Source organism: Streptomyces sp. NPDC090108, assembly GCF_044747185.1.
GTDB lineage: Bacteria > Actinomycetota > Actinomycetes > Streptomycetales > Streptomycetaceae > Streptomyces.
Window position 1 is genome coordinate 202,879 of the sequence record NZ_JBIVDQ010000010.1, and the last position, 13,093, is coordinate 215,971.

Here is a 13,093-nt window from a genome sequence, read left to right on the forward strand (position 1 = left end):
CGGAGCCCGGTCCCCCCGCGAGGGCGGCCCGGGCTCCCGCGTTTTTCCGGGCCGGTCCGGCTCAGGTCATCCAGCGGTCCGGGCGGGCGTCCCGGCGGCCGGTGCGGGAGCGGTCCGCCTGGTCGTACAGCAGCCGCGCGGCCTCCCCGGCGTCCCGGACGCGGGCCGTGACGGTCCGGTCGGCTCCGGTGTCCACATGGACGGAGGCGAGCCGCCACAGGCGCTCCCAGGGCCCCTGGGTGAGCCGTACGCTCTGCACCTTCGCGTGCGGGACCAGGGACAGCCGGCGGCGCAGCAGGCCGCGCCGGGCCGCGAACACCGCCGGGGTCACCGCGAGTCCGTGGCCGCGCCACCACAACGGGACGCACCACCGGGCCCGCCGTGGCGGACGGGACAGCGACGCGGGCACGGTCACTCCGGGCAGCACGTGCGCGACGACCGACTCGGCGACCTCGCGCGGGGCGACCGGCACCAGCACCGAGCCGGCGGATCCGGCGACATGCAGCTCCACCCGTACCCAGCCGGGTCCGCGCCACAGCAGCGGTTCCACGATCCGCACGGTCTGCACCCGGCCCGGCGGCACCGTCTCGTGCGAGCGGTCGAGCAGCCCGTGGTCGATGCGCAGGCCGTCCGGGGACCCGGCCACCGTCCAGTCGTACTCGGTGACGAACCGTCCCACGCTGCGCGCGCCCGCCGCGCCGAGCAGCGGCACGCCGATCGCGAGGACCGTCCACACGCTGTGGGTGGCGAGCCACAGCACGGGCGGTACGACGAGGGCGACGGCCAGGGACGACCAGGTGGCGCCCGTCAGCACCAGGGAGAGCGCCAGCTTGCCCGGGGGCACGCGCAGCAGTTCGCGCGCGGGTGCCTCACCGACCTCGCCCGCGGTCTCGGGCGCGAAGCCCGCCGCACGGGCGAGGAGTTCGGCGCGCAGGGCGCGCGCCTCCTGTTCGCCCAGGAAGGCCAGTTCGTCCCGCCGTTCCGCCCCGACGACGTCTATCCGCAGCTTGGCGACGCCCGCCACGCGCGCGAGGAGCGGGCGGGTGACGTCGACGGCCTGGATGCGTTCCAGGCGGATGTGCGCGGTGCGCCGGAACAGCAGGCCGGTGCGGATGCGCAGTTCGGTGGCGGTGACCGCGAAGTGCGTGAACCACCAGGACAGGAAGCCGTACAGGGCCGCCGCCGGGACCAGCACGCTCAGTCCCGCCAGGAGCATCGTGCCGGTCAGCCGGGTCAGCTGTTCCTGCGCGGAGTTCGGGTCGTGCACGGCCCATCCCGCGAGCACGGCGACGGGCGCCCACGCCCGCCGGAACGGGGTGACGGGATGCAGCCGCCGCTCCCGCGGGCCCGCGCCGGCGTCCGCCACGGCCGTCCCGAAGGCGCCGGGGTCCACAGCGCCGGGGTCCAGGGTGCCGGGGTCCACAGCGCCGGGGTCCGCGTCCGCCGCGGCCGGTTTCCCGGGCCGCGCGCCCGCCTCCGCGGCGGCCGGCCGGCCGGGCCGCGTGCCCGCGCCCGTCTCCGCGTCGCCGCCGGTCCCCGGGGCCGGCACGGGCCCGTTCACAGCCCGGCCGATCGGGCCCCGCCCAGCTCGGTGAGCCGGTCGCGCAGCCGTTCCGCCTCGGCCGGGCGCAGGCCCGGGATGGTCGCGTCGGTCGCGGCGGCCGCGGTGTGCAGCTGTACGCCCGCCAGCCCGAAGTGCCGCTCGACCGGCCCGGAGGTGACCTCCACCAGCTGCATGCGCCCGTACGGCACCACGGTCTCCTCGTGCCACAGCACGCCCCTGCTGATCAGCAGGTCGTCGGCGCGTTCCGCGTACCGCCAGGAGCGCCAGTTGCGGCCGAGCAGCCACCAGCCCCACACCGCCAGGGCGACGGGCAGCAGCGCGAAGGCCGCCCAGCCGGGCCCGGCGAGCAGGCCGAGCGGCAGCCCGACCGCGAGGGCGACCAGTACCGTCCACACCGTCAGCAGCAGCCGGCGCATCCGCAGCAGACCGGGCGGCAGACCGCGCCACACCGGTTCGTCCGCCGCCGGGGCGGCCGGCTCGGGGCTCCCCGTATCCATGGGGCCAGCGTACGTAGGGGAGACTGGATCCATGACTGCGACGGAGACCACGGTCGGCATCGGCGGTGCCGCGGAGAGCACCGACATGGTGCTCAACATCGGCCCCCAGCATCCGTCCACGCACGGTGTGCTGCGCCTTCGGCTCGTGCTGGACGGCGAGCGCATCCTGAGCGCGGAGCCGGTGATCGGCTATATGCACCGGGGTGCCGAGAAGCTCTTCGAGGCGCGCGACTACCGGCAGATCATCGTGCTCGCCAACCGGCACGACTGGCTCTCGGCGTTCTCCAACGAGCTGGGCGTGGTCCTCGCCGTCGAGCGGATGCTCGGCATGGAGGTCCCCGAACGGGCGGTGTGGACGCGCACCCTGCTCGCCGAGCTGAACCGGGTGCTGAACCATCTGATGTTCCTCGGTTCCTACCCGCTGGAACTGGGCGGGATCACGCCCATCTTCTACGCGTTCAACGAGCGCGAGGGCCTCCAGAACGTCATGGAGGAGGTCTCCGGCGGACGCATGCACTACATGTTCAACCGGGTCGGCGGCCTCAAGGAGGACCTGCCGGACGGGTGGACCACGCGCGCGCGGGGCGCCGTCGACGCCGTGCGCTCCCGGATGGGCGTCTTCGACGACCTGGTGCTCGGCAACGAGATCTTCCGCGGGCGCACCCGGGGCGTGGGCGTGCTCGCGCCCTCGGCCGTGCACGCCTACGGCGTCAGCGGGCCCATCGCGCGCGCCTCGGGCGTCGACTTCGACCTGCGCCGCGACGAGCCGTACTTGGCGTACGGCGAGCTCCAGGACACGCTGAAGGTCGTCACCCGTGAGGAGGGCGACTGCCTCGCCCGCTTCGAGTGCCTGCTGGAGCAGACCCACAACGCGCTGGACCTCGCGAGCGCCTGCCTGGACCGGCTCGCCGAGCTGCCGCCCGGCCCGATCAACCAGCGGCTGCCCAAGGTGCTGAAGGCCCCTGAGGGCCACACCTACGCGTGGACCGAGAACCCGCTCGGCATCAACGGCTACTACCTGGTCAGCAAGGGCGAGAAGACGCCGTACCGGATGAAGCTGCGCTCGGCGTCGTACAACAACATCCAGGTGCTGAACGAGCTGCTGCCGGGGACGCTGGTGGCGGACATGGTGGCGATCCTGGGGTCGATGTTCTTCGTGGTCGGGGACATCGACAAGTAGGACGATCCGACGGGCGGGCTGACGGGCGGGGTCGGGGCCCGGGGGCCGGGGGCCGGTTCCGTCAGCGGAGCGGGTCCGCGATGCCCACCGGCTGGAGCAGCCAGCCGAAGTCGCCGAGACCGCCCGGCGCGGTGAGTTCGGCGGCCTCGCCGGCGCCCGCGAGGGCGCGCACATAGGCGGCGGGGTCGGTGGAGGCGAGCGCGAGCGGAGGGCGCGCGCCGGTGACGTCCAGGGCGCGCAGGGCGTCGCGCTGGGTGAGCAGACGGGGGGCGGGGAGCGTGCGCGCCGCCCCGGCGACCTCACCGGCGCGTGCCGGTCCCGTGTCCGCCGGTCCCGTCCCTGCCGGTTCCGTGTCCGCCGGTCCCGCGCCTGCCGGTCCCGTCTCTGCCGGTCCCGCGCCTGCCGTTCCTGTATCCGTCGGTCCCGCACTCGCCGTTCCCGGTCCCGGTCCCGTCGTACCTGCCGCCGCCGCGCACGCGTCCAGCGCGACATGCGCGGTGATGTCGCAGGTCCCGTCCGGTACCGGCGCCGTCTCGCGCCCTTCCCGGAAGCCGGTGAGCGTGCCGAACGGCGGGCGCGCGCCGGCGGAGTGCGCGTAGTCCACGGCCACCGCCAACCCCTGTGCCACCCGTTCCACGGCCCCGGCCCACGCCAGGTCCCTGGGGAGTCCGATCTCCGCGCGCAGCCCCTCCTCGGCCGGCAGCGGCCACCAGCGCGCCAGCCAGTCCGCCGCCGGGCCCGTCACGGGTTCGCCGGGCAGCTCGCCGCCGTCCGCGCCGACCAGGACCAGCCGGGCCACTCCGCGGGCGTCCACCTCGGCGACGTCCAGGGGGACGTTGTCCAGCCACTCGTTGGCGAAGAGCAGTCCGGTCACGGTCTCCGGAGGGGCGCTCAGCCAGGTGATCCGCCCGTCCAGTCCGGCGGGGCGCGCCGCGAGCTCCACGGCGTACCCGCGCGTCCGGGCGGCCACACCGGCCGGGAGCGCGGCGAGGACGCCGGTGACCAGCTCGCCCCGCCCGGCGCCCATGTCGACGAAGTCCAGCGTGTCCGGCCGGCCCAGCGCGTCGTCGACCCGGCACAGCAGCCGGGCCACGGCGGCGGCGAACAGCGGGGAGGCGTGCACGGACGTGCGGAAGTGGCCGGCCGGCCCCTCGGGGCGCCGGTAGAAGCCGCCGGGCCCGTAGAGCGCCGCCTCGGTCGCGGCACGCCAGCCGCGCGCCCCGCCCGCGGCGGCCCCGCTGCCCCGTGGCTCGCCCGCCGCGGCCCCGGTGTCCCGTGCCGCCCCGGTGTTCCCCGCCGATTCATCCGTCACCGGGACAGACTAGGCACACCGCCGATCACGGCATCCACCTTGCGGAGTACACGCGCGGTGTACGGATCGGCCCTCCGGTTGACCCCTGCACGCATTCGGTTTCCCTACTCTGGGTTACGTGCAGCGCGTCTATGACTTCTTCCGCCGCCACCCGGCGTGGGTCGACACCTTCTGGGCCGTCGTCCTGCTCGGGCTGTCCGGCGTGAGTGTCGTGAACGTCAACGGCACTCCCGGCCACCACGGGTCCGTCGCCGCCGGCTGGGCGGTGTCCGTCGTGCTGTGCGTCGTCGTCGCCCTGCGCCGCCGCTTCCCGGAGCCGATGCTGCTGCTGGCGTGCCTGACCGGGCTGGTCCAGCTGGTCCTGGACATCGAGACGACCGCCGCCGACTTCGCCATGCTGGTGATCACCTACACGGTGGCCGCCGTCGGCGCCCGCTGGGCCTCCCGGCTCGCCCTCGCCGTGAGCCTGTTCGCGGCGACGCTGGCGCAGGTGCGCTGGCCGGCCGAGCACACCGGCGCCCTCGGCCAGGTCGCGATCGCCGTGTTCCAGACCGTGCCGTTCGCGCTCGCCTGGGTCCTCGGCGACTCCATGCGCGTCCGGCGCGCCTACTTCGCGGAGCTGGAGGAGCGCGCCGCCCGCCTGGAGAAGGAGCGCGAGGCGCAGTCCAAGGTCGCCGTCGCCGCCGAGCGGGCCCGGATCGCGCGCGAACTGCACGACGTGGTCGCGCACAACGTGTCGGTCATGGTGGTCCAGGCCGACGGCGCCGCCTATGTGCTCGACGCCGCCCCCGACCAGGCGAAGAAGGCCCTGGAGACGATCTCCTCCACCGGCCGCCAGGCGCTCGCCGAGATGCGCCGCCTGCTGGGCGTGCTGCGCACCGGCGAGCACCAGGAGAGCGGCGAGTACGTCCCCCAGCCCGACGTCGAGCAGATCGACGACCTCGTCGAGCAGTGCCGCGCCTCCGGTCTGCCGGTCGACTTCAAGGTCGAGGGCACCGCGCGCCCGCTGCCCAGCGGGGTGGAGCTGACCGCGTACCGGATCGTGCAGGAGGCGCTCACCAACACGCGCAAGCACGGTGGGCCGAACGCGGGCGCCAGCGTGCGGCTGGTCTACTTCGACGACGGGCTCGGCCTGCTGGTCGAGGACGACGGCAAGGGCGCCCCGCACGAGCTGTACGAGGAGGGCGGCGCCGACGGCCGGGGCCACGGCCTGATCGGCATGCGGGAACGGGTCGGCATGGTCGGCGGCACCCTGGACGCGGGCCCGCGTCCGGGCGGAGGATTCCGCATCAGCGCGCTGCTGCCGCTCAAACCGGCGCACTGACACCGACGCGGGCCTTTCGTTGACACCTGTAACACCTCCGCCGCCTGCGGAGACACCCTGCCCGAGGCCTCCCGGGGGCGACCCGGGGACGCCGGGGGCGACGCATCAGGAAGACGCCTGAGGCGACCGAAGAGATGGAAGAGACGGAAGAGGACCCGATGACGATCCGTGTGATGCTCGTCGACGACCAGGTGCTGCTGCGCACCGGGTTCCGGATGGTGCTCGCGGCCCAGCCGGACATGGAGGTCGTCGCGGAGGCGGGCGACGGCGTCGAGGCCCTCCAGGTGCTGCGCTCCACCTCCGTCGACGTCGTCCTGATGGACGTCCGCATGCCGAAACTGGACGGCGTCGAGACCACCCGGCGCATCTGCGGGGAGCCCGACCCGCCGAAGGTCCTCATCCTGACCACCTTCGACCTGGACGAGTACGCCTTCTCCGGGCTGAAGGCGGGCGCCTCCGGGTTCATGCTCAAGGACGTGCCGCCCGGCGAGCTGCTGACCGCGATCCGCGCCGTGCACAGCGGTGACGCGGTCGTGGCGCCGTCCACCACCCGGCGCCTGCTGGACCGGTTCGCGCCGATGCTGCCGTCGGCGGGCAAGGAGCCCCAGCACAAGGAGCTGGAGCGGCTCACCGACCGCGAGCGCGAGGTCATGGTGCTGGTCGCGCAGGGTCTGTCGAACGGTGAGATCGCCGCCCGCCTGGTGCTGTCCGAGGCGACGGTGAAGACCCATGTCGGCCGCATCCTGACCAAGCTCGGCCTGCGGGACCGGGTCCAGGTGGTGGTCCTCGCCTACGAGACGGGCCTGGTGCGGGCCGGCGGCCACGCCTGACGGCAGGCCCGTCCCGCCGCGCGGCTCCCGCTCCCGCGCGGCTCCCGCAGCACCTTCCCGACGTCCACCGTGCCCGTGCCCGTGCCCGTGCCCGTGCCCGTGCGCACGGCACCGGGCGCCGCGTGCGTCATGCCCCGGGTTCCGGCGGCGCTACGGGTGGTCCCGCAGCCGGTCCGCGAGGCCGGCGACGGCGTCGCGCACGTCGTCCGCGGTCCACTCCAGGCCGGCCGCGCGCACGGTGACCTCGGTCCAGGCCAGCCCCGGGCCGCCCGCCTCCCAGCCGCCTGCGAACAGCAGCGTGCCGGTCTCCTCGCCCTGGCGCAGCGCCGCCTCGGCCACCACGTCCGGGTCGTACGGCAGCCAGACCTGGAACTCGTGGGTGTGCGGCACCTCGGGGTGCACGCGGGCCCACGGCAGCCCGGCGGCGGCGAACCCCTCGCGCAGCGCGGCGGCGACCACGCGCGCGTGGCGGACGTACTCGGGAAGGCGCGGCAGTTCGCGGTCGAGGCCGACGAGCGCGGACAGCGCGGTCGGGAACTGCTGGAAGATCATGCCGCCGTACCGGTGCCGCCAGGTCCTCGCGTCCTCGATCAGGGCCCGCGGACCGGCCAGGGCGGCGCCGCCGAAGCCGTCGAGGGACTTGTAGAACGACACGTAGACGCTGTCGGCCAGGCCCGCGATCTCGTCCAGGGGGCGCCCGAAGTGCGTGGTGCTCTCCCACAGGCGCGCGCCGTCGAAGTGCACCACCGCGTCGCGTTCCCGGGCCGCCTCGACGGTCGCGGTCAGCTCCTCCCAGGACGGCAGCACGAAACCGGCGTCCCTGAGGGGCAGTTCCAGCATGAGCGCCCCGAAGGGCTCGGGGAACGCGTGTATCTCGTCCGCCGTGGGCAGCCGGGGCCCGCTCGTCACCCGGACCGGCCGCAGACCGCTGACCTGGCTGAAGGCATGCCGTTCGTGCACCTCGGGATGGGACAGCGCGTGCAGCGCCACCGTGCGGTCGCCGGTGCGGGTGGCCCAGCAGCGCAGGGCCACCTGCTGGGCCATGGTGCCGGTCGGGAAGAACGCCGCGGCCTCCGTCCCGAGCAGCGCCGCGACCCGCTCCTCCAGGGCGGTCACGATCCGGTTGCCGTAGATGTCCGCGCGCTCGTCCAGGTCGTACACGCCGGCCCCGGCCTCCAGGAGGTCCGTGAGCCGCTCGCGGACCGTGCCCCGCGCCCCGGCGCGCGACAGCACACGCCGGGCGGCGCGGTGCGCGGCCGCACGCCGCTCGGCGAGCCGCTGCTCCTCGTCCTGGCCCCCGTCCCGCTCCTCGTCCTGGGTCGCGTCCCGCTCCTCGTCCGGGGGCCCGTCCTGGCCCCCGGAGCCGCCCGCGCCCTGCCCGGCGCCCGTGGCGCTGCCCCGTTCCGGGGCGTCCGTGTCCGTGTCCGTCTCCGTGCCGGTCGTCGCGGCCGGGACCGCGCCCGTCTCCCGTTCAGCCGTATCGCTCATGCGCGCGATCATGCCGTCCCGGCGTCCGCGCGGGCACCACGATTTCCGGTCCGGGGGCCGGGCGCCCGCCTGCGGCGACGCGCCGTGGCGTAACCCACAGCCTGTGGACGAACGGCCGCCTCCCCACCCGATAGCGTTAACATGACGAGAAATCGTCCGGTACCCAGAGCGGACTGGAACGGGAAGGCCTCCGTCGCGTGAGTACAGTCCACCAGTCAGACATCAAGGACCGCCCCGCGCGGCTCACCGTGGGCGTCGTCGGCGCCGGACGCGTGGGTCCCGCCCTGGCCGCGTCCCTCCAGCTCGCCGGACACCGTCCGGTGGCCGTCTCCGGCGTCTCCGACGCCTCCCGCAGGCGCGCCGAGACCATGCTCCCCGGCGTTCCGCTGGTCCCGCCCGCCGAGGTCCTCCGGCGCGCCGACCTGGTCCTGCTCACCGTGCCCGACGACACCCTGCCCGGACTGGTCGCGGGTCTCGCCGAGACCGGCGCCGTACGGCAGGGCCAGCTGCTGGTGCACACCTCCGGGCGGTACGGCACCGCGGTGCTCGACCCCGCCCTGCGCGCGGGCGCGCTGCCGCTCGCGCTGCACCCGGCGATGACCTTCACCGGCACCGCCGTGGACGTCCAGCGCCTGGCCGGCTGCTCCTTCGGCGTGACCGCGCCCGGCCGGCTGCGGCTGGCCGCCGAGGCCCTCGTGGTCGAGATGGGCGGTGAGCCGGAGTGGATCAGCGAGGAGAACCGCCCGCTGTACCACGCGGCCCTCGCCCTCGGCTCCAACCACCTGATCACCCTGGTCGCCCAGTCCATGGAGCTGCTGCACAAGGCGGGCGTGGAAGCGCCCGACCGGATGCTCGGCCCGCTCCTCGGCGCCGCCCTGGACAACGCCCTGCGCTCCGGCGACGCGGCGCTCACCGGGCCCGTCGCGCGCGGGGACGCGGGCACGGTCACCGCCCACCTCGCCGAGCTGCGCAAGCACGCGCCGGGGACCCTGGAGGGCTATCTGGCGATGGCCCGCGCGACCGCGGACCGCGCCCTGGCGGGCGGCCTGCTGAAGCCCGCACTCGCCGAGGACCTGCTGGGGGTACTCGCCACGGGCACGGACCCGACGGGCACGAACCCGACCGAGAACGAGGAAGACCGATGAGCCGCCGCCACTTCGAACTCGCCCCCACGGCCGAGGACCTGAAGGACGCGCACGACCAGCACGCGGTGCCGGGGCGCACCGCCGTCGTCATGACCATGGGCGCCCTGCACGAAGGCCACGCGACCCTCATCAGGGCGGCGCGCGAACACGTCGGCGACCAGGGCTTCGTCATCGTCACCGTCTTCGTCAACCCGCTGCAGTTCGGCGCCGGCGAGGACCTCGACCGCTACCCGCGCACCCTGGACGCCGACCTGGAGATCGCCGAGCGGGCGGGCGCGAACGTGGTGTTCGCGCCGTCCGCCGACGAGGTCTACCCCGGCGGCGAGCCCCAGGTGCGCGTCACGGCCGGCCCCATGGGCGAGCGCCTGGAGGGGGCTTCCCGCCCCGGGCACTTCGACGGCATGCTCACCGTCGTCGCCAAGCTGCTGCACCTCACCCGGCCCGACGTGGCCCTGTTCGGCCAGAAGGACGCCCAGCAGCTGGCGCTGATCCGGCGCATGGCGCGGGACCTGAACTTCGGGGTCGAGATCGTCGGCGTGCCGACGGTGCGCGAGGAGGACGGGCTGGCCCTGTCCAGCCGCAACCGCTACCTCTCGCCCGAGGAGCGCACCACCGCGCTCGCCCTGTCCCGCGCCCTGTTCGCCGGCCGCGACCGGCACGCCGCCCAGGAGGCGCTGCGCGCGCGGGCCCTCGAAGTGCCCTCCACGCACGCGCGTGCCGAGGCGCTCAGCGCCATAGGCGAGTCCCGCGCTGCGGCCGACGCGCACGCCGTGGCCACGGCCGTGCCCGGCGGCCCCGCGGCCGTCCGCGCGGCCGCCCGCCAGGTCCTGGACGAGGCCGCCCGGTGCGAGCCGCCGCTGCGCCTGGACTACCTCGCCCTGGTCGACCCGTCCGACTTCACCGAGATCGGCGACACCTTCGACGGCGAGGCCGTCCTCGCGATCGCCGCCCGCGTCGGGGCGACCCGGCTGATCGACAACATCCCCCTCACCTTCGGATCACTCGGAGTCGTCTCATGACCGGTACCGGCATACGGCTGCCCGCGCCCGCCCCCGGCTGGTCGCTCTCCGCCGACGTGGTCGTGGTCGGCTCGGGAGTGGCCGGCCTGACCGCCGCCCTGCGCTGCGAGGCCGCCGGCCTGTCGACGGTCGTCGTCACCAAGGCCCGCCTCGACGACGGCTCGACCCGCTGGGCCCAGGGCGGCATCGCCGCCGCCCTCGGCGAGGGCGACACCCCCGAGCAGCACCTGGACGACACCCTGGTGGCCGGTGCGGGCGTGTGCGACGAGGAGGCCGTGCGCATCCTCGTCACCGAGGGCCCGGACGCCGTACGCCGGCTGATCTCCACCGGCGCCCGCTTCGACACCGACGACGAGGGCGGCATCGAGCTCACCCGCGAGGGCGGCCACCACCGGCGCCGGATCGCCCACGCGGGCGGCGACGCGACCGGCGCGGAGATCTCCCGGGCGCTCGTGGAGGCCGTCCGCGCGCGCGGGCTGCGCACCGTCGAGAACGCGCTCGTACTCGACCTGCTCACCGACGCCGAAGGCCGCACGGCCGGGGTCACCCTGCACGTGATGGGCGAGGGCCAGCACGACGGCGTGGGCGCCGTGCACGCCCCCGCGGTCGTCCTCGCCACCGGCGGCATGGGCCAGGTGTACTCCGCGACCACCAACCCGTCCGTCTCCACGGGCGACGGCGTGGCGCTCGCGCTGCGCGCGGGCGCGGAGCTGAGCGACATGGAGTTCGTGCAGTTCCACCCGACCGTGCTGTTCCTCGGCGCGGACGCGGAGGGCCAGCAGCCCCTGGTGTCCGAGGCCGTGCGCGGCGAGGGCGCCCACCTGGTCGACGCCGACGGCGTGCGCTTCATGGTGGGCCAGCACGAGCTGGCCGAGCTGGCGCCCCGGGACATCGTCGCCAAGGGCATCACGCGGCGCATGCAGGAGACGGGCACCGAGCACATGTTCCTCGACGGCCGGCACTTCGGCGCCGAGATGTGGGAGAACCGCTTCCCGACCATCCTGGCCGCCTGCCGCGCCCACGGCATCGACCCCGTCACCGAGCCGATCCCGGTCGCCCCGGCCGCTCACTACGCCTCCGGCGGCGTCCGCACCGACGCACGCGGCCGTACGACCGTGCCCGGCCTGTACGCGTGCGGCGAGGTCGCCTGCACCGGCGTGCACGGGGCCAACCGGCTGGCCTCCAACTCCCTGCTGGAAGGCCTCGTCTACGCCGAGCGCATCGCCGCCGACATCACCGCGGAACGCGCGGCGGACGGCCTGCGCGCGCGGGTGCCCGAGCCGGTCCCGCACCCGGAGACCCCCGAGCACCCGCTGCTCGGCGCCGAGGCCCGCTTCACCATCCAGCGGATCATGACCGAGGGCGCGGGCGTGCTGCGCTCGGACCGGTCCCTGGCCGAGGCCGCCGAGCGGCTCCAGCGGCTGCACACCGGCGCCCGCGAGGCGCTGGAGGAGAACGGCAAGACCGCCGAGCCCGGCGTCGACACCTGGGAGGCCACCAACCTCCTGTGCGTGGCCCGGGTCCTGGTCGCCGCGGCCCGGCTGCGCGAGGAGACCCGCGGCTGCCACTGGCGCGAGGACCACGCCGGGCGCGACGACACCCACTGGCGGCGTCACCTCGTCGTACGGCTCGCGGCCGACCGGACGCTCGACGTGCGCACCACGGACACCGCGGACTTCCCCGCGACCCTGCCCCCGGCTCCGGCCGGGCAGGGAAGCACCCCCATCGGCCCCGTCCCCAGGAGCAGTGAACAGTGAGCACCGACGACCTTCCCCTCGTCCCCACCGGCGGCTGCGGTGACGGCTGCGGCTGCGGCGCCGAGGGCGACGCGGAGTACCTGGAGTGCGGCCTCGACCCCGCGCTCGCCGAGCTGCTGGCCGAGGCGGGCCTCGATCCCGTCGAGATCGAGGACATCGCCAATGTCGCCGTCCAGGAGGACCTGGCGGGCGGCGTGGACGTGACGACCGTCGCGACCATCCCCGAGGACGCCGTCGCCACCGGTGACTTCACCGCGCGCGAGGCCGGTGTGGTCGCGGGTCTGCGGGTCGCCGAGGCCGTGCTCTCCGTGGTCTGCACGGACGAGTTCGAGGTCGAGCGGCACGTCGAGGACGGCGACCGGGTGGAGGCCGGGCAGAAGCTGCTGTCGGTCACCACGCTCACCCGCGACCTGCTCACCGCCGAGCGCAGCGCCCTGAACATCCTGTGCCGCCTGTCCGGCATCGCGACCGCCACGCGCGCGTGGGCGGACGCCCTGGAGGGCAGCCGGAGCCGGGTGCGCGACACCCGCAAGACCACCCCGGGCCTCAGGTCGCTGGAGAAGTACGCCGTGCGCTGCGGCGGCGGCGTCAACCACCGCATGTCGCTGTCCGACGCCGCGCTGGTCAAGGACAACCACGTGGTCGCGGCCGGCGGTGTCGCCCAGGCCTTCAAGGCCGTCCGGGAGGCCTTCCCGGAGCTTCCGGTCGAGGTCGAGGTCGACACCCTGCACCAGCTGCGCGAGGTCGTCGACGCGGGCGCCGACCTGATCCTGCTCGACAACTTCACGCCCGGTGAGTGCGAGGAGGCCGTCGGCATCGTGGGCGGGCGGGCCCAGCTGGAGGCCTCCGGCCGGCTCACGCTCGACAACGCGCGCGCGTACGCCGAGACCGGAGTGGACTACCTGGCCGTCGGCGCCCTCACCCACTCCTCGCCGATCCTGGACATCGGCCTGGACCTGCGCGAGGCGGAGTAAGGG

General features: G+C 75.1%; 11 protein-coding genes. 7 read left to right on the forward strand and 4 right to left on the reverse strand.

The genetic code is table 11. The features are described 5' to 3' along the window. Positions 1-61: 61 nt before the first annotated feature. Together ACIPRD_RS30695 and ACIPRD_RS30700 are read right to left on the reverse strand one after the other, a co-directional pair. On the reverse strand, positions 62-1,393 hold the full coding sequence (locus tag ACIPRD_RS30695) for a PH domain-containing protein (RefSeq protein WP_401567821.1): 1,332 nt from the start codon (positions 1,391-1,393) through the stop codon (positions 62-64). Positions 1,394-1,557: 164 nt separating this feature from the next. Then, entirely contained in the window at positions 1,558-2,061 is a 504-nt protein-coding gene (locus ACIPRD_RS30700) for a PH domain-containing protein (RefSeq protein WP_356407746.1), read from the reverse strand. Between the two features lie 31 nt (positions 2,062-2,092). Between ACIPRD_RS30700 and ACIPRD_RS30705 the strand changes: the two genes are divergently transcribed. Further along, the gene (locus ACIPRD_RS30705) at positions 2,093-3,241 is read left to right on the forward strand and encodes an NADH-quinone oxidoreductase subunit D (protein WP_356407749.1); all 1,149 of its coding nucleotides are present in this window, start codon (positions 2,093-2,095) and stop codon (positions 3,239-3,241) included. 61 nt (positions 3,242-3,302) lie between these two features. Here the strand turns inward: ACIPRD_RS30705 and ACIPRD_RS30710 are convergent, their stop codons facing one another. Beyond that, complete coding sequence (locus ACIPRD_RS30710) at positions 3,303-4,553, reverse strand: SAM-dependent methyltransferase (protein ID WP_401567747.1); 1,251 nt, start codon at positions 4,551-4,553, stop codon at positions 3,303-3,305. Positions 4,554-4,671: 118 nt separating this feature from the next. Between ACIPRD_RS30710 and ACIPRD_RS30715 the strand changes: the two genes are divergently transcribed. Both ACIPRD_RS30715 and ACIPRD_RS30720 read left to right on the forward strand, forming a co-directional pair. Further along, a complete protein-coding gene (locus tag ACIPRD_RS30715) occupies positions 4,672-5,877 on the forward strand; it encodes a sensor histidine kinase (protein WP_401567750.1) in 1,206 nt (401 codons plus the stop codon). A gap of 158 nt (positions 5,878-6,035) precedes the next feature. Then, a complete protein-coding gene (locus ACIPRD_RS30720; protein ID WP_356407757.1) occupies positions 6,036-6,707 on the forward strand; it encodes a response regulator transcription factor in 672 nt (223 codons plus the stop codon). 150 nt (positions 6,708-6,857) lie between these two features. Here the strand turns inward: ACIPRD_RS30720 and ACIPRD_RS30725 are convergent, their stop codons facing one another. Further along, complete coding sequence (locus tag ACIPRD_RS30725; protein WP_401567752.1) at positions 6,858-8,195, reverse strand: threonine aldolase family protein; 1,338 nt, start codon at positions 8,193-8,195, stop codon at positions 6,858-6,860. Between the two features lie 197 nt (positions 8,196-8,392). On the opposite strand from ACIPRD_RS30725, the gene ACIPRD_RS30730 reads away from it, so the two are divergent. From ACIPRD_RS30730 to nadC, 4 genes are read left to right on the forward strand one after another with little or no spacing between them, the layout of a single operon-like run. Continuing rightward, a complete protein-coding gene (locus ACIPRD_RS30730) occupies positions 8,393-9,340 on the forward strand; it encodes a DUF2520 domain-containing protein (RefSeq protein WP_356407763.1) in 948 nt (315 codons plus the stop codon). After that, a complete protein-coding gene (panC, locus tag ACIPRD_RS30735; RefSeq protein WP_356407766.1) occupies positions 9,337-10,359 on the forward strand; it encodes a pantoate--beta-alanine ligase in 1,023 nt (340 codons plus the stop codon). Before ACIPRD_RS30730 ends, panC begins: the two co-directional genes overlap by 4 nt. After that, a complete protein-coding gene (locus tag ACIPRD_RS30740) occupies positions 10,356-12,116 on the forward strand; it encodes an L-aspartate oxidase (protein ID WP_356407769.1) in 1,761 nt (586 codons plus the stop codon). Before panC ends, ACIPRD_RS30740 begins: the two co-directional genes overlap by 4 nt. Beyond that, a complete protein-coding gene (gene nadC, locus ACIPRD_RS30745; protein WP_401567755.1) occupies positions 12,113-13,090 on the forward strand; it encodes a carboxylating nicotinate-nucleotide diphosphorylase in 978 nt (325 codons plus the stop codon). Before ACIPRD_RS30740 ends, nadC begins: the two co-directional genes overlap by 4 nt. Positions 13,091-13,093: the final 3 nt, after the last annotated feature.

What these genes read in the sequence shown, in the direction of transcription:
- ACIPRD_RS30725 (WP_401567752.1), bottom strand. Translation starts at nt 8,195, where the DNA reads ATGAGCGATACGGCTGAACGGGAGACGGGCGCGGTCCCGGCCGCGACG.
- ACIPRD_RS30700 (WP_356407746.1), bottom strand. Translation starts at nt 2,061, where the DNA reads ATGGATACGGGGAGCCCCGAGCCGGCCGCCCCGGCGGCGGACGAACCG.
- ACIPRD_RS30720 (WP_356407757.1), top strand. Translation starts at nt 6,036, where the DNA reads ATGACGATCCGTGTGATGCTCGTCGACGACCAGGTGCTGCTGCGCACC.
- ACIPRD_RS30705 (WP_356407749.1), top strand. Translation starts at nt 2,093, where the DNA reads ATGACTGCGACGGAGACCACGGTCGGCATCGGCGGTGCCGCGGAGAGC.
- ACIPRD_RS30740 (WP_356407769.1), top strand. Translation starts at nt 10,356, where the DNA reads ATGACCGGTACCGGCATACGGCTGCCCGCGCCCGCCCCCGGCTGGTCG.
- panC (WP_356407766.1), top strand. Translation starts at nt 9,337, where the DNA reads ATGAGCCGCCGCCACTTCGAACTCGCCCCCACGGCCGAGGACCTGAAG.